A 14,298-nucleotide genomic window follows, 5' to 3' on the forward strand; every position below is an offset into this window, starting at 1 on the left:
TTGCTTGATTCGGATTCTGATCGTCGATGACGAGCCTTACATCGTGGAAGGCATGGTAGGTTTGCTGGAGGAAGCGGAACTGCCGGAGACGGAAATTCGCGGGGCGATCTCCTCCGGAGAGGCACTCGAATGGATGGCGGTGACGAAGGTGGACATCGTGCTCTCCGACATCCACATGCCCGGCATGAACGGTTTGGAGCTGCAGAAGCGAATCTTGCAGCAATGGCCTCGCTGCAAAGTCGTCTTCCTCACCGGGCACAACGAATTTGAATACGCCAAGGAAGCGCTGCGATACGGCGCTTCCGATTACATCCTTAAGACCGACGGGGACGAGACCATTCTCGATACGATTCGCAGAACGATGGATCAAGTGAAGGAACAATCCGTTCGCGAGTCCTTCTTGGAGTCCGCGCAAGCGCAGATGCGCAGCGCCTTGCCGTTGCTGCAGAAGGAATATATCCAGGAACTTCTGCGGTCGCCTGCGGCGTCGCGAACGGCGCTTGCGGACCAGTTGACGCGGCTGCAGATTCCTCTAAGCGCGGACGCAGAGGTGCTGGCGGTGCAAGGCCGCGTTCTGAATTGGCCCGAGCAGATGAATTCGTCGGACCGGACGCTGATGACGTATGCGATTCGCAATATCGCTAACGAATATTGGGAGCCGGGCGCGGAGTTGATCTCGCTGGGCATCGAGCAGGAACGTATCGTGTGGCTTCTGCAGATCAAGCCGTCTGCGACCGGCGACAACGGGGAAAACGAAGCCGCCTGGCGGAGATTGCAGAGCTTTGCCTTCGGGAACCTGGAATCGATTCAGGCGACTTGCCGCGAGCTGCTTCGTCTTTCCGTCTCCTTCGTCATGGGGGCTAAAGAGACGGCATGGGAGAAGCTTCCCGAGCAGATGGAAGCGTTAAACCTAACGTTCCGTCGCAGCTTCGGCATGGGAGACGATTTGCTGCTGAGGGAAAGCGCGGAGTCCGAGCAGAATATGCAGACCTTGAAGGGACTCTCCGTCCGCGATTCGTCCCTGAAATCAGCTGCGCTCGCATCCCTGCTCGAAGGCGGGAAGCAGCAGCTCTTCGAACGAACGCTTCATGAATACATGCTCGATCCCGCCCTCGTGAATGGACCGGAGACGGGCAGAATCGCCGCTTATTATCAATTGGTCGTCATCCTGATGAGCGATCTGAGCAGCGGCAATTTATTTCAAGTCGTAAGCGAACGAACGGACTTGTCGCGACTCTACAAATACGACGCGCATGAAACCTGGGAAGATCGGCTCGATTATTTGACCAAGCTTGCCGACGCGATCTTCGAGCATCATCGGACAAGGCTGCAGCGGCATAACGACGAATTGATCGCCAGGCTGAAGGATTACATCGACAGTCATATTTCGGACGATCTCTCCTTGACCCGTCTCGGAGAAGTCGCCTTCTTCAACGCCAGTTACTTGTCGCGCATATTTAAGCAATATTCCGGCATGAACTTAACCGAATATATTATGCAGGTCCGAATGAACGAAGCGACGCGGTTGCTGCGCGAGACCGACATGCAGGTCCAGGAAATTACGAAAGCAATCGGTCTTGAATCGGCCGCTTATTTCATCCGCTTGTTCAAAAGAGCGACCCATATGACCCCTCAGCAATATCGGGAGTTCAATCAGTAGATGAATCCCGATACGAATGCTGCATGCCGTAGAATACTTCTTATGAACACATCGTCCAGCGTCCCGGTTGGCATTCAAGCGCTCGGAGGATTATCCGCAATCTCCCGCTTTCCGGCTGCAGCAGGAGCTGCGCGAGAGGTATCCCGGGGCGGACTAAGCGGGGGCTCCCGACTCAGTCTATGGGAAAAGCGTTCTCGGGCAGGCCGGTCCAATGCAGGCTTCGTTCATAGAGCTTCCGCTGCAGCTGCGAATCGTAAGATAGCGGAACCGTGGATACGGCGCGGCTGCCCGCGTAATACTTCCCGCTCGACGCGCCCGCTTCCGGCGACGCGGCCAGATGCAGAATGAGACGGGCTCCCTGTTCGGGAGAGCTCATGAACAGCTTGGCCAGCGGACGAAGAAATCCGGGTACGCCTCTCGTCGATTGCGGCGTATAGACGACTCCGGGGTGAAGCGCGTTGACGGCAATTCCGGTGTCTGACAACCGTTCGGCCATGAAATACGTCATCAAAATTACCGCAAGCTTGGCTGTTCGGTAAGCCTTAAAGCTTGAGTAGGAAGCCTGCGGCGCTATGGCCGCATCCAGATCCAGAGCCTTGGCCTGCATGACGGAAGCTACGTTAACGATGCGGCCGTTATTGGAGGCTTGCAGCTTGTCCAGAAGCAGATGGGTTAGCAGGAAAGGAGCCAAATAATTGACGGCGAACGTCATCTCGAACCCATCGGCGCTTGTCTGCGGACGGTCGAACAATCCGCCGGCGTTGTTGACGAGCACGTCCAGCCTGTCCCATCGGGAACGGAAGGCTTCCGATAAATCGCGAACGGACCGCAAGGAAGACAGATCGCAGAGAAGCAGCTCGATCCGTTCGTTGCCTGTCTGCCTGACGATCTCCTTACGCGCCTCCTCGCCGCGTTCCCGATTGCGGCATACCATGACGATAGCGGCCCCTTGCGCCGCGAGCCCTTTGGCGGCGGCAAATCCGATGCCGGAATTGGCGCCGGTGACCATACAGACTTTTTCGTTCATTCCCACGTCCCCTTCCCTTAGCCGACAAACAACGAACAAGGCACGGCTATTAAGTTTGTATTCTCATCATAGCAAGAAAAGGTTATGAAAATAAGAGCCTTCGATTCCCCCCGTTTTAATCCATTCCTCAAATGCTCGCGCAAGGCGATGACGCCGTCCATGGCCCAGGCCTCCCGAATGTCCTCCTGAATGCCAAACGGCCGACATGCGCTCTATTCCTTAACAAGACTTAAGATCCGCCTAAGCCCGGGTTATGCTATATTTACGTAGGAAAGCACAATGAACATGCAGGTGATGGGAATGTCTTCGAGTACGACGATCTTGCTGGTGGACGACGAGAAAGAAATCATTAAGCTGATGGAGATTTATCTCCTTAACGAGGGGTACAAGCTGCTTAAGGCGGGAGACGGCCTGGAGGCGCTCGCGCTGATGGCCGCCAATCCGGTGGACTTGGTCGTCCTGGACGTGATGATGCCGCATCTGAACGGGATCGAGACCTGCATCAAAATCCGCGAGCTGTATGACGTGCCGATCATTTTCCTGTCCGCCAAAAGCCAGGACATCGATAAAATATCCGGCCTCAGCATCGGGGCGGACGACTATGTGACGAAGCCGTTTAATCCTCTGGAGCTGATGGCGCGCGTGAAGTCCCAGCTGCGGCGCTACGACCGGTTCAAGCGCCAGATCCACAACGATGGCAGCGTCATCGAGATCGACGATCTCGTTATCAACTTCATCAATTATACGGTCATCGTGGACGGCAAGGAGGTCAAGCTGACTCCACGCGAATTCGCCATCCTGCGGCTGCTGGCCGTCAATCGCGGCGCGGTGCTGAGCATGGACGCGATCTACGAGAAAGCTTGGAACGAGCCTTTTATGGAGTCGAAAAACACGGTCATGGTCCATATTCGCAAAATCCGCGAGAAAATCGAGAAAGACCCGCAAAACCCCCGGATTATAAAAACGGTATGGGGCATCGGCTACAAAATGGAATCGGCCACGTGAGGGGGAGAAACGATTGAGCTTAAACGGGATCTATTCGCTTCGCTGGAAGCTGCTTTTCCACAGCTTGATCAGCCTCGCCATAACGGCTGCGGCGCTGTTCGTCGCCGACTTTCTCGTCGCTCTGCTGCTGCAATCGTCGCTTCGCGCGCCGTTTGCCTACGTCATCAACCATATCGGCTCCCTGCCCGTCTTCATCGCGGCCGGAATCGGTCTGTACGTTTTCAGCTTTTTCCTGCTTACCCGCGAAACGTTGCGCAGGCTGGACAACCTGTACGCCGTCTTGCAGCGCATGGAGGAAGGCAACTTCGAGGAGCCGGCCGCGCCCTCCCGTCCCGCCGATGAGATCGGCCGTATCCAGGAGATTATCGGACGGTTAAGCAGACAGCTCAGCCGCGATCTGAAGCGCATTACGGCCGGCCTGCAGGAAATCGCCGACGGCAAATTCGATCGGCCTATCGAGACGGCGGAAGCCTCCGGAGAGCTTGCCGAAGTCGCGCACAGCATTAACGCGATGGCGGCCAAGCTGCACCGCTCCATCCTCGACGAACGCAACGCCGAGCAGACGAAGAACGATCTCATTACCGGCGTCTCGCACGACCTGCGAACCCCGCTCACCTCGATTCTCGGCTTCCTCGAGGTCATCAATCAGGACCGTTACCGGGACGAAGTCGAGCTTCGTCACTACACCGACATCGCCTACCACAAGGCGATCAGTCTCAAGAAGCTGATCGACGACCTGTTCGAGTTCACCCGGATCAACAACGGCATGCCGCTCAATGCCGTCGAGCTGGATTTGGTCGGATTTATGCGGCAGTTGGCCGAGGAGTTCGTCCCCCAGCTGGAGGAAGCCGGAATGACGTGCAGAATCGATACCGATGCCGCAACGCTGACCGTCTCGGCGGACGGCGACCTGCTCGTCCGCAGCTTCGGCAATCTGATCTCCAACGCGATCCGCTACGGCCGGACTACTTCGTATATCGACATTGCCGTGCGCCGGTCCGGCGAGGAGGCGATCGTGGAGGTCGCCAACTACGGAGACCCGATCCCCGAGCGGGATTTGCCGTTCGTATTCGACCGCTTCTACCGCGTCGAGCGGTCTCGCTCCCAAGAAACCGGAGGGACCGGCCTCGGGCTTGCCATTACGAAGAGCATCATCGAAGTCCACGGGGGAACGATCGCCGCGTCCAGCCGCAAGGACAAAACCGTCTTCACGACCCGTTTGCCGATGTAGGAACCGCCGGAGCTCTGAACTTTTCTACGAAGTGAACGACCCTCTCCCGCTACACTCGTTCGGCCCCCGGCAAGCGGTCGGGAAACAGGCTCCAATCTCGTAGCATTTCCCCATCGGTCAGCAAGCAAGCGTCCAAATCCGCGATCAGCCGTTCCCGTTCCAGGTCTATGCCGATAAACACCACTTTATTGATGCGGTCTCCGTAGCGGGGGTCCCAGTTCTCGGCCGCTTCCGGCTCCTCGCTCAGAAGAGCTTCGCGTTCCTCTTGCGGCAGCGCCGCGATCCAATACCCCGAAGGCCCGAATTGGATGGAAGGGCCGGCCTGGCTGAGGCTTTGTCCAATGTCGTTGCGGGAGGCCAGCCAGATCATGCCCTTGGCGCGAACGATTTCGGGCGGCCATTCCTCCATCCAGCTCGCCAACCGGTCGGGATGAAACGGCTTAAGCCGCTCATACACGAAAGAGGAGATGCCGTATTCTTCGGTTTCCGGCGTATGGACGGGCTTCTCCATTTCCTTGATCCAGCCCGCGGATCGGCTGGCCTCTTCGTAATCGAACAGACCGGTATTCAGGATTTCCCGGGGATCGACGTTCCCGTTGACGGTTCGAACCAGCTTCGCCCTCGGCTGCAGCTTGCGAAGCACGCCTTCCAGCTGATCCAGCTCGTCGTCGGCGAGCATATCGCATTTATTCAGCAGCAGCACGTCGCAAAATTCGATTTGATCGATGAGCAGATCGACCACATCCCGCGTATCGTCCTCCCCTACAGCCTGATTGCGTTCCAGCAGCGATTCTCCGGACGAGAAGTCATGCCAGAAACGATAGGCGTCGACGACCGTAACCATGCAATCGAGCCGACACAGCTGCGACAGATCGATCCCTTGTTCTTCGTCCATATAGGCGAACGTCTGCGCGACAGGCACGGGCTCGCCCACGCCCGTCGATTCGATCAGAATATAATCGAAGCGATTTTCCTTAGCCAACTTCTCCACCTCGACCAGCAAATCCTCGCGCAGCGTGCAGCAGATGCACCCATTGGACATCTCCACGAGCTTCTCGTCGATACGCGACAGTCCGCCCCCCTCTTTAATCAGCGAAGCGTCGATATTGACTTCGCTTAGATCATTGACGATGACGGCGATTTTCAGCCCGTGCCGATGGTTCAGCACATGGTTGAGCACGGTCGTTTTTCCCGAGCCCAGATACCCGCTCAGGACGGTTACCGGAATTTTGTTTGGAGTCATTTTTACCACCCTTTTCTTTGATAGAACCGTTCGGCGGCCCGCTGCAGCAGCAAGCAAAACGAACGGTTATGACCGATGTAGAAGGAGGACAAATCGTACCGGCTGCGCGAGGCCTCGAACGTGACCAGCAGACGGTGCCGCATTTGCCGCATCGCATGACGCACGAATCGATCCGCTTGCTCCGATGCGAACAGCGTAATGTATGCGTAAAGCGAGTGGTCCTCCGGCTCGTCGAGAACGCTGACCCCGGCGCAGGAAAACTCGGTTTGGACGTTCATCCTCTTCAGCAGCGTTAACGTGCCGAGAAGCTCGACATCCACTTCGGTATTTCCCAAATGCGCCGTTTGCTTGGCCCGCCTTCGCGGCTTGGTTCGCCGCAGCCAGCCTGCCAGCTCCGTTTCCCTTCTCTGCCAGCTTTCCGCCGAATGAACGCTGATCACCTTTTCCGCATCATTGTCGATGCCGACGACGTAGGCCACTGAGCCTCCCCCCCTCTCCGGACAAGCGAGCGACGCAGGTAATGAGGCAGCCTGCGGCGCATGTCCTTGTTTCGTTTTATTGAAATTTAGGCAGCGGATCGTCGAACAAACGCCAGTTGCCCTTCATCTCGGATTCCGTCAACAGCGCCCCATCCAGGCTGCGCGTAATTTTCTCCCTGTCCAGTCCGACGCCGATCAACACCAGCTTAGTCACGCGATCTCCCCACTCGTCGTCCCAGTCGGGAGATTTGGGGAAATCATGCTCGCTGCCGAAATACAGGCGCTTCTCTTCGTCGCTCAGCGCGGCCACCCATAATCCGGCGGGAGACAGCTGGCGGGATACCCCGGCTTGGCTGAACGAGATCGCCATGCTGTTGCGGGTAGCTACCCACATGATGCCTTTCGACCGTACGACCTCTTTAGGCCAGTCGCCGAGCCATTTCAGCAAACGTTCAGGATGAAACGGGATTTTGCGCGAGTATACGAACGACGAGATCCCGTATTCCTCGGTTTCCGGCGTATGGTGGTCCTTCTGCAGCTCCTGAATCCATCCGGCGGAGCGGCTGGCCTCTTCGAAATCGAACAGATGCGTATTGAGAATGTCCTTAGGATCGATTCTGCCGTGGCTCGTACGGATGATCCGCGCCCGCGGCTGAAGTCCTCTCAGCGCCGTCTCCAATTGATCGAGCTCGGCTTCTCCGACCATATCGCATTTGTTGATGACGAGCACGTCGCAAAATTCGACCTGATCGGTCAGCAGGTGCACGACGCCTCTCGTATCGCCCTCTCCGGCTTCCTGATTCCGGTCTCTGAGCGTATCCCGAGTGTTGAAATCCTGCCAGAAGTGATACGCGTCCACTACCGTTACCATGCAGTCGAGACGAGTAAGCTTGGATAAATCGATGCCCTGCTCTTCGTCGACGTAAGTGAAGGTTTGAGCGACCGGCAGCGGTTCTCCGACTCCGGTCGATTCGATCAGAATGTAATCGAACCGTTTCTCCCTCGCCAGCCGCTCCACTTCCTGAAGCAGGTCGTCGCGCAGCGTGCAGCAGATGCAACCGTTCGACATTTCCACCAGCTTCTCGTCCGTTCGGCTCAGTCCTCCCCCGTCCCGAACGAGATCGGCATCGATATTGACCTCGCTCAGATCGTTGACGATGACCGCGACCTTCAGACCTTCCCTGTTATTGAGCACATAGTTCAAAATCGTCGTCTTGCCCGCGCCCAGATAGCCGCTCAGCACCGTAACCGGGATTTTTTGCTCGTCTTCCTTCGTCAATACGCTCATCTTTTTCCGCTCCTTCATAGGCGAATCGTCGGATCGGGCGGGATTCATCTCGTTTTCTTGTTTCCCGCAACGCTGCAATCCGCGCAGTATCCGAATACGTCAAGTTGATAATTAACCGTATGAAACCGCATAGGCAGCGCAAGCTGGACTTGTGCCGGATTGAAGTCGACAGAAATCGTTTTTTCGCAATCCATACAAATAAAGTGAAGCTGCGGCTGCGCCCGGTCGATGACTCGATAACGGATTTCGTTGGCCATGGCGAACGTTTCGATAACCCGCATCGCGCCGAAAATTTTCAGATTTTTGTAGATCGTGCCATAGCTTACGCCGCGGAATCTCTTCGCCATCTCCCGATACAACTCAACAGCCGTGAACGGACGTTTGTAGTTGAGAACTAAGTCGACCATTGCTTTCCTTTGCGCGGTAATGCGAAACCCTTGCTGGAGCATCTCGTTCAGCAGCGCGTCTCTATTCAAATGATTTCACCTGCCTGCGGGAACAGCATAATGATGCAAATGGAGTCGAGAGAGGTTCATCGCTTGCGCCCGCCAACCTCTGGATTTATACGTAATTTTTACGAATATTGTTCAAGAAAACTGTTGCTTCATCTCTTCGATACAGTTCCGGCTCACCATTTTTCCTCGAAAATAAACTAGATTTTCCGAGCTCCCGGTGAAAATACACGTAGGTTCATACTTGCGGAGCATGATCCTCTCCCCGTCCACGAAGATTTCAATCGGATCCTTCTCCCCGATGCCCATCGTACGGCGCAATTCGATCGGGAGGACGATTCTCCCCAATTCGTCGACTTTGCGGACGATGCCTGTCGCTTTCATCATGCGCTGTTCCTCCTCTGGCGATTCTCTTACGGCGCTCCGACTTTCGCGTTCTCTCTGCTGCCGGTCGCTTTGGGCTTGTATTCGGTAAAGGCGGTCTCAATATGCGCCTGAAGCAGCGGACCGTCCTCGATGATCGCTTTGCGCTTGGCTTTAAGGATAATCTGCTCCATATCCGCAAAGCTGCACCCGGCGAGCAGCTCCGAAGCCGCTTGATGGACGGTTCCCCGGCTCTCGAAATCTCCGATCAACAGCGAAATAAACTCGTTGCGGCTGGCTTCCTCCGGCATGCCGTACGTCATTTTCGTATCGAAACGGCGCCAGACGGCATGATCCAGCTCCTCCTCCAAATTCGTCGCGGCTACGAAAACGCTGTCCCCTTCGAATTCGTCCAGACACTGCAATAACGTGTTGACGGCTCTGGCCATTTCCTTGACTTCGTCGTTGTTCTCCCGGGTCCTGGCCACCGCGTCGAACTCATCCAGAAACAGTACGCAGGGCGAGCCTTTGGCATAATCGAATATTTTGCGAATGTTGCTCCCCGTCTCTCCCAGATGGCTGTGAATGATCGCGTCGAGCCGAACCAAAATGAGCGGCAGCTCAAGCCGGGCTGCCAGATAGAAGGCGGTCAGCGTCTTGCCTGTGCCCGGCGGGCCGAACATGACGACTTTGTTGGGAATCGGCACATCGTATTGCTCGAATTTGTCCTTCATGCCGAGAATCGTAATAAACTCCTCGACGATTTGCCGGTTAACCGGCGGCAGAACCATGCGTTTGACCTTCCTTGCGCATTCTTTAACCTCGTAGTAGGTGCCCATGTCAATGCCTTTGGACCGGGGGAGGCGCAAATTTGCTTTGTTTTTGCTCATTCTTGAGAAGCTCCTTAATTAATCAATGCCGGGGAAGTCCAGAAAACCCCTTCCCGGTCCAGTTCTACCCGCTCCAGTTGATGTTCGAAGTCGGGACACGGCGTTATCGAAGGAACCAGGCTCCACTGGCCGTCGTCATCCAGCGCATAGACGCTCCATATGCCCCGCTCGAGACGAAATTGCGCGATTGCCGTACGGGTCCATTGCCGGTTGAAGTAATCCGGGCGTTCCTCCGACAAGGTGAGCCGATTGCCGTTCCATTCGTATTTTAAGCGAACGTACGCACGTACCTCCCGAGGGACCTTCAAATCGATATATCCATCCAAAAGCTTCTCGAGTCTTCGGATCGTAAACGGATCCATCCCTCTTCACCTCGTCATGTGCGGATACAAATCCGCAATGCCGAAACGGCGTCTTATTAAGACGACCGATTCGGCATGCGGCGACCGCGTCCTACTCGTTCAGCGCCTTCTTCAAAGCTTCCAGATTGCTTCTCATAATTGCGATATAATCCTGGTTGTTGCCGATTTCCTCTTCCGTCAGCCCTTCGAGCGGATTAAGCACATCCGTTCGGGCGCCGAGCTCGTCCGCCACCGTCTGCGCCACCTTCGGATCGACCAGCGTCTCGAAGAAGATCGTCTTGACTTGGTGCTCCTTGGCGAATTCCACGATTTCCGCCATTTCATTCGGGGACGGCTCCTGGTCGGGAGAAAGCCCCGAAATCGGAAGCTGCGTAAGTCCGTAGCGCTTGGCGAGATAGCCGAATGCCGCGTGCTGCGTCACGAACTCCTTGCGTTTGGCGCCGCCCAGCTCCGCCTTGAACGCCTCGTCCAGCTCCTGCAGCTTGGCGATATACGCGTCGGCGTTTTTCTTGTAATCGTCCTTGCGGTCCGGATCGGCCTTCGCGAAGGCGTCGGCGATGGCGGCGACCTGCTGCTGGGCCAGCACCGGATCGAGCCATACGTGCGGATCGAGCACATGCTCGTGTTCATCCGCGTGTTCGTCCCCATGCTCGTCGGCATGCTCGTCTTCGTCCGCATGTTCATCTGCGTGTTCTTCTTCGTCCGCATGCTCGTCTTCATGTCCGTGCTCGTGCGGCAAGCCTTCCATCAGCTCGATGCCCTCGCTCGCCTTCACAATGATTCGCTTGTCGCTCGCCGCGCTTGCCAGCGCGTCTTCGACCCACTCCTCTACGAGGCCGTTGTACACGAAAATATCGGCTTCCTTCACTTTGACCATGTCCTGCGGCGAAGGCTCCCAATCGTGCGGCTCCGTTCCGGGAGGAACGAGCGCGACGACGTCGGCGTATTCCCCTCCCACCTGCTTGCTGAACTCGTACATGGGATAAAAAGTCGTGACGACTTTCAGCCTGGCGGCTTCCGCGGCGCTCGCGCTGCCCGAAGGTTCCGCGCTGCCCGACGCCGTGCCGGTCGGCTGGTCGTTCTTGCCGCAGCCCGCCAGCGCCAAAGCCAATCCCGCTATCAATATTATCGATGCCTTAAATCCTTTTTTCACCGTAATTCCCTCCCGAAATCCGCTATTCATAGAAGTTTCTTGATGCGATAGGTCGCTTTCCTTATTCCGATTCCCGCAATAAGCAGCACCAACAGTACGAAAGCGATCGTTCCCCCAGGAGGCGTGCTCAACTGATAAGAGGCCGCGAGGCCGGAAAATACGCCCGCCAATCCGATGCCCATGGAGATGAGCAATGCCGCGGCGAAGCTGGGCGCGATCCGAATCGCCAGCGCTGCGGGAAGCACAATAAGGGAAGAGACGAGAAGCACTCCGACGATCGGAATGCTGGCCGCGACGATCATCCCGGTAATGACGCTGAAGCCGAGGGAGATCCACTTGACCGGGAGCCCGTTCGTCTTCGCCGTCTCCTCATCGAACGTTATCTGGTACAGCGGTCTGCGCATGAAATAAAAAAACGCGCCTCCAACCAAGGCTACCGCGCCCATGAGAAGCAGCTCGGTCCGGTTTACGGCCACGACGGAACCGAATAAGTAAGAAGTGAAGCTTTTGTTGGTCGCGCGGGCAAGGCTCATCAAGATCACCGCGGTTGACAGTCCGCCGACCATAATAATGGCGACGGACATCTCGCTGTAGGTTTTGTAGGCTCTTCGCACGTACTCCACCGCGACGGCCCCCGCGACGGCAGCAATAAACCCCGTCAAGGTCGGGTCGATATGAAGATATATTCCCGCAGCTACGCCGGCGAGCGATACGTGCGAAAGCATATCCGCCATTAACGCCTGCCTGCGAAGCATCAGATAAACTCCCAAAGCCGAAGCGATGAGCGCGATTATCCCGCCGGCGCAAAATGCCCGCTGCATGAAGTCGTAGTGCAGCATTTCCAGCCTCCATCTTCTTTGCGTTCCAAGGTGATGCAGCGATCGAGATACTCCGCCATCTCCGTCAGGTTGTGCGTGACCATCACTACGGTCCGTCCGTAATCCTTGACCTGGGCCTGCAGCAGGCGATAAAATCCGAGCCGGCTTTCCTGGTCCATGCCGGTCGTCGGCTCGTCCAGCACGAGCAGGTCCGGCTCCTGGGCAAGCGCCCTGGCGATGCACACCTTCTGCTTCTGTCCGCCGGACAGCTCGCCGATCTTGCGATGGCGAAACTCCCACATTCCCACCTGCCGAATCGCATCCTCCGTCATCCGGCGGTCCTCCTGATCGAGCCTGCGCAGCCAGGAACCTCTGGCATGTCTTCCGGAACGGACGAATTCCGTAACCGTGCTCGGGAACGCGCCGTTAAAAGCGGCGATCTGCTGCGGTACGTAACCGATCGTCAGCTTGCCCCCTCCGGCATTGCGCCTGGCCAATTCCACCGTGCCGCTCCATGGCTTCAGCAGCCCCAGCATCAGCTTAAGCATCGTTGTTTTGGCGGCCCCGTTCTGACCCGAGATCGTCACGAACTCTCCGAAAAAAATATCGACGTTCGCCTGCTCCAAACACGGGACGTCCCCGTAACCGAAATTTACGTTTCGCAGCGATACCATTCGCATAAGCGCGCTCCCCCTTCCTTCCGTCCGTCACCGCTTCGACCGTTCTGCTCCGGATCTTTTTCAAATTGCGTAATTATTACGATCTTCAGTCATAAAAAAAGCGTTCCAAGCATGGCCAAGCCGCGCCCGGCCATGCTTGCGGGAAATTATCGAGTTTCCCGGTGAAGCGTATATTTCTTGAGACGAGGACTATATTTGCGGAGCTCCAGACGGTTGGGGTGCGTTCTTTTGTTTTTCGAGGTCGTGTAGTTGCGATCTCCCGTTTCCGTGCAAGCCAGCGTGACGATCACTCTCATTACGCTCACCTCCTTCGTTCGTATTTAATAGTAATTATTACGCATATAGAAAGCATAGCGCCTAAAGACCGGTCTGTCAACGTCTAGTCGGCAAAGCTGTAAAAGAACTTGGAGAAAAAGGCCCCGAATGCAAGCGGCCGGAGACCGCATGCCGGAGCCGTTCGCGGGTTCGCTTTTATTGAAGCTGGCACTCCTCGCACAGTCCGTATACTTCAAAACGGTGTCGCAAAACTTTGTAGTTGCCGGGCAGGTTCACGTTTTGCTCCATGGGGCAATATTCGAAGGGGAGCGTCTTCTCGCAGTTGACGCAAATCAAATGATGATGGTGGTGGGAAATGCAGTTCTCCCTGAACTTCAATCCGCCCTCCATAAAATAAAAATGCTCCAGAACCCCCATCTCGCTAAGCATGCGGAGATTCCGATAGACGGTATCGAAGCTTACGCTCGGATATTGAACGACCATCTGGTCGTAGACGTCTTTGGGGGACAGATACCCATCGTAATTCGCGAAAATGCCGGCCAGCGTCTTTCTCTGCTCGGTCACTCTCCAGCCGTTCCTGGACATCGTCTCCAGCATGTTTTTTACTTTGTCGTTCGCCATTTCCGCCCCAACCGTTCCCTTCGCCCGTAATTTGCAGATTTCGCAGCGGACATTGTCTTTCCTTCGTATTTTACCAAGAACGATGGATTTTGTCATATGGCTCGACATGAGGGGCGGGTTGTCTCCTAAGGAGGGCAACCGTTTAATCGATCGATGAACATGTACCGGGGATGTATCTCCTTACGCTACAATGTCCCCTAGACACCCCTGGAGTTCAGCTCTCGTCGAGTTTTTTGCTCATATGCGCGATCCGATCCGACTCCCAATAGCGTTCCTGGTATCCCCGGGACTGCCAGAACGGGTAGCCTCCCGGCAAATGCAAAGACGTATGCAGGTAGCTTTCCGTATAGCCGGCCTCTCTGGCGAATCTCTCGGCCTCGGCATACATCCGGCTCCCGAGGCCGCTTCTGCGCCGATCGGGACGGATGTAGAATTTGACGATTTCGCAGACCGGACCGTCGCCGATCGTCGGCTCCACCTCCGGGAACCGCCTGTCATACGGTCGAACGGCCGCTGTGCCGAGCAGCGCTCCGTCCGCATCCTCCGCGATCAGGAAGACGGCGTTCTCCGGACGCGCGTAGACTTCTTCGAAGAAAAGCAAATCCCGCGGATTTTCCTCGTAAGCGCCTTTCGGATACAAGTCCCGCATCAGCGCCAGAACAAACTCCGTTATGTCGCTCCTCCTCTCCGGACCTGCAACCGCAATTCGATATTCCGCAGATGACTTCACTAATCAACTTCTCCTTTTCA

General features: G+C 56.2%; 18 protein-coding genes. 3 read left to right on the plus strand and 15 right to left on the minus strand.

Going from position 1 to position 14,298, the window contains the following annotated elements:
• Positions 1-4 precede the first annotated feature (4 nt).
• Positions 5-1,660 carry a response regulator gene (locus ACESLM_RS12590; protein ID WP_372631919.1) on the plus strand — a complete coding sequence of 552 codons (1,656 nt, stop codon included), beginning with the start codon at positions 5-7 and terminating at the stop codon, positions 1,658-1,660.
• Positions 1,661-1,832: 172 nt separating this feature from the next.
• On the opposite strand, the gene ACESLM_RS12595 is transcribed toward ACESLM_RS12590, so the two are convergent.
• Entirely contained in the window at positions 1,833-2,687 is an 855-nt protein-coding gene (locus tag ACESLM_RS12595) for an SDR family oxidoreductase (protein WP_372631920.1), read from the minus strand.
• Between the two features lie 17 nt (positions 2,688-2,704).
• Positions 2,705-2,848 carry a hypothetical protein gene (locus ACESLM_RS12600; protein ID WP_372631921.1) on the minus strand — a complete coding sequence of 48 codons (144 nt, stop codon included), beginning with the start codon at positions 2,846-2,848 and terminating at the stop codon, positions 2,705-2,707.
• Positions 2,849-2,987: 139 nt separating this feature from the next.
• Between ACESLM_RS12600 and ACESLM_RS12605 the strand changes: the two genes are divergently transcribed.
• Entirely contained in the window at positions 2,988-3,692 is a 705-nt protein-coding gene (locus ACESLM_RS12605) for a response regulator transcription factor (protein ID WP_372631922.1), read from the plus strand.
• Positions 3,693-3,705: 13 nt separating this feature from the next.
• Entirely contained in the window at positions 3,706-4,923 is a 1,218-nt protein-coding gene (locus ACESLM_RS12610; protein WP_372631923.1) for a sensor histidine kinase, read from the plus strand.
• A 49-nt stretch (positions 4,924-4,972) separates the two neighbouring features.
• On the opposite strand, the gene ACESLM_RS12615 is transcribed toward ACESLM_RS12610, so the two are convergent.
• From ACESLM_RS12615 to ACESLM_RS12675, 13 genes are all read right to left on the minus strand, one after another.
• Positions 4,973-6,166 (minus strand): GTP-binding protein, encoded by a 1,194-nt coding sequence (locus ACESLM_RS12615; RefSeq protein ID WP_372631924.1) that lies wholly within the window; start codon positions 6,164-6,166, stop codon positions 4,973-4,975.
• Between the two features lie 2 nt (positions 6,167-6,168).
• On the minus strand, positions 6,169-6,645 hold the full coding sequence (locus ACESLM_RS12620; RefSeq protein ID WP_372631925.1) for a hypothetical protein: 477 nt from the start codon (positions 6,643-6,645) through the stop codon (positions 6,169-6,171).
• A gap of 76 nt (positions 6,646-6,721) precedes the next feature.
• The gene (locus ACESLM_RS12625) at positions 6,722-7,933 is read right to left on the minus strand and encodes a GTP-binding protein (RefSeq protein WP_372631926.1); all 1,212 of its coding nucleotides are present in this window, start codon (positions 7,931-7,933) and stop codon (positions 6,722-6,724) included.
• A gap of 44 nt (positions 7,934-7,977) precedes the next feature.
• Positions 7,978-8,409, minus strand: a complete 432-nt coding sequence (locus ACESLM_RS12630) for a Fur family transcriptional regulator (protein ID WP_372631927.1) — start codon at positions 8,407-8,409, stop codon at positions 7,978-7,980.
• 111 nt (positions 8,410-8,520) lie between these two features.
• A complete protein-coding gene (locus ACESLM_RS12635) occupies positions 8,521-8,772 on the minus strand; it encodes an AbrB/MazE/SpoVT family DNA-binding domain-containing protein (RefSeq protein ID WP_372631928.1) in 252 nt (83 codons plus the stop codon).
• 26 nt (positions 8,773-8,798) lie between these two features.
• Positions 8,799-9,638 carry an AAA family ATPase gene (locus tag ACESLM_RS12640; RefSeq protein ID WP_372631929.1) on the minus strand — a complete coding sequence of 280 codons (840 nt, stop codon included), beginning with the start codon at positions 9,636-9,638 and terminating at the stop codon, positions 8,799-8,801.
• 14 nt (positions 9,639-9,652) lie between these two features.
• Positions 9,653-10,000 (minus strand): DUF3024 domain-containing protein, encoded by a 348-nt coding sequence (locus tag ACESLM_RS12645; RefSeq protein ID WP_372631930.1) that lies wholly within the window; start codon positions 9,998-10,000, stop codon positions 9,653-9,655.
• Between the two features lie 91 nt (positions 10,001-10,091).
• Positions 10,092-11,153, minus strand: coding sequence for a metal ABC transporter substrate-binding protein (locus ACESLM_RS12650; protein ID WP_372631931.1), 1,062 nt, complete (start codon positions 11,151-11,153; stop codon positions 10,092-10,094).
• Between the two features lie 26 nt (positions 11,154-11,179).
• Complete coding sequence (locus tag ACESLM_RS12655; protein ID WP_372631958.1) at positions 11,180-11,998, minus strand: metal ABC transporter permease; 819 nt, start codon at positions 11,996-11,998, stop codon at positions 11,180-11,182.
• Positions 11,944-12,651 carry a metal ABC transporter ATP-binding protein gene (locus ACESLM_RS12660; RefSeq protein WP_372631932.1) on the minus strand — a complete coding sequence of 236 codons (708 nt, stop codon included), beginning with the start codon at positions 12,649-12,651 and terminating at the stop codon, positions 11,944-11,946. The genes ACESLM_RS12655 and ACESLM_RS12660 overlap by 55 nt, the downstream gene beginning before the upstream one ends.
• A 146-nt stretch (positions 12,652-12,797) precedes the next feature.
• A complete protein-coding gene (gene rpmG, locus ACESLM_RS12665; RefSeq protein WP_094049528.1) occupies positions 12,798-12,947 on the minus strand; it encodes a 50S ribosomal protein L33 in 150 nt (49 codons plus the stop codon).
• A gap of 175 nt (positions 12,948-13,122) precedes the next feature.
• Positions 13,123-13,548 (minus strand): Fur family transcriptional regulator, encoded by a 426-nt coding sequence (locus tag ACESLM_RS12670; RefSeq protein ID WP_372631933.1) that lies wholly within the window; start codon positions 13,546-13,548, stop codon positions 13,123-13,125.
• Positions 13,549-13,762: 214 nt separating this feature from the next.
• Positions 13,763-14,278 carry a GNAT family N-acetyltransferase gene (locus ACESLM_RS12675; RefSeq protein ID WP_372631934.1) on the minus strand — a complete coding sequence of 172 codons (516 nt, stop codon included), beginning with the start codon at positions 14,276-14,278 and terminating at the stop codon, positions 13,763-13,765.
• Between the last annotated feature and the right edge of the window lie 20 nt (positions 14,279-14,298).

The organism is Cohnella sp., assembly GCF_041641335.1.
In the GTDB taxonomy this organism is placed as follows: Bacteria; Bacillota; Bacilli; order Paenibacillales; family Paenibacillaceae; genus Cohnella.

Excerpts from the sequence above, each read along its gene's own strand:
- ACESLM_RS12600 (WP_372631921.1), bottom strand. The coding sequence starts at position 2,848 with ATGGACGGCGTCATCGCCTTGCGCGAGCATTTGAGGAATGGATTAAAA.
- ACESLM_RS12625 (WP_372631926.1), bottom strand. The coding sequence starts at position 7,933 with ATGAGCGTATTGACGAAGGAAGACGAGCAAAAAATCCCGGTTACGGTG.
- rpmG (WP_094049528.1), bottom strand. The coding sequence starts at position 12,947 with ATGAGAGTGATCGTCACGCTGGCTTGCACGGAAACGGGAGATCGCAAC.
- ACESLM_RS12595 (WP_372631920.1), bottom strand. The coding sequence starts at position 2,687 with ATGAACGAAAAAGTCTGTATGGTCACCGGCGCCAATTCCGGCATCGGA.
- ACESLM_RS12660 (WP_372631932.1), bottom strand. The coding sequence starts at position 12,651 with ATGCGAATGGTATCGCTGCGAAACGTAAATTTCGGTTACGGGGACGTC.
- ACESLM_RS12670 (WP_372631933.1), bottom strand. The coding sequence starts at position 13,548 with ATGGCGAACGACAAAGTAAAAAACATGCTGGAGACGATGTCCAGGAAC.
- ACESLM_RS12645 (WP_372631930.1), bottom strand. The coding sequence starts at position 10,000 with ATGGATCCGTTTACGATCCGAAGACTCGAGAAGCTTTTGGATGGATAT.
- ACESLM_RS12605 (WP_372631922.1), top strand. The coding sequence starts at position 2,988 with ATGTCTTCGAGTACGACGATCTTGCTGGTGGACGACGAGAAAGAAATC.
- ACESLM_RS12635 (WP_372631928.1), bottom strand. The coding sequence starts at position 8,772 with ATGATGAAAGCGACAGGCATCGTCCGCAAAGTCGACGAATTGGGGAGA.
- ACESLM_RS12640 (WP_372631929.1), bottom strand. The coding sequence starts at position 9,638 with ATGAGCAAAAACAAAGCAAATTTGCGCCTCCCCCGGTCCAAAGGCATT.
- ACESLM_RS12615 (WP_372631924.1), bottom strand. The coding sequence starts at position 6,166 with ATGACTCCAAACAAAATTCCGGTAACCGTCCTGAGCGGGTATCTGGGC.